At 63.5% G+C, this 293-nt stretch carries 1 protein-coding gene; it reads left to right on the top strand.

Annotation, left to right across the window (positions count from 1 at the left end; all coding sequences use genetic code 11):
• Nucleotides 1-293: aminotransferase class III-fold pyridoxal phosphate-dependent enzyme (locus CBX98_RS26050; protein WP_146192948.1), on the top strand; the 293-nt coding region annotated here is incomplete at both ends.

Here is a 293-nt window from a genome sequence, read left to right as displayed (position 1 = left end):
GCTCGGCGCGTCGTCGATCACCTCCAGCTACCGCTACCGTCGCCGCTTCGGCCACTTCGGCGAGCGCGCACAGTTCATCCCGTTCCCGTATCCGTTCCGTCGCCCGAAGGGCATGACGCCGGAAGAGTATTCGGACGCCTGCGTGCGCCAGTTCGAGCGCCTGTTCGAAACCGAATACAACGGCGTGTGGGATCCGAAGGTCGGTGAGGCCGAATACGCCGCGTTCTACGTCGAGCCGATCCAGGGCACCGGCGGCTATGTGATCCCGCCGAAGAACTTCTTCATCGATCTGA

This window comes from Vibrio sp. T9, assembly GCF_003123985.1.
Lineage (GTDB): Bacteria > Pseudomonadota > Gammaproteobacteria > Enterobacterales > Vibrionaceae > Vibrio > Vibrio diabolicus.
Note: the sequence above shows the minus strand (reverse complement) of the source record. Positions and strands in the feature narration are given on the sequence as shown.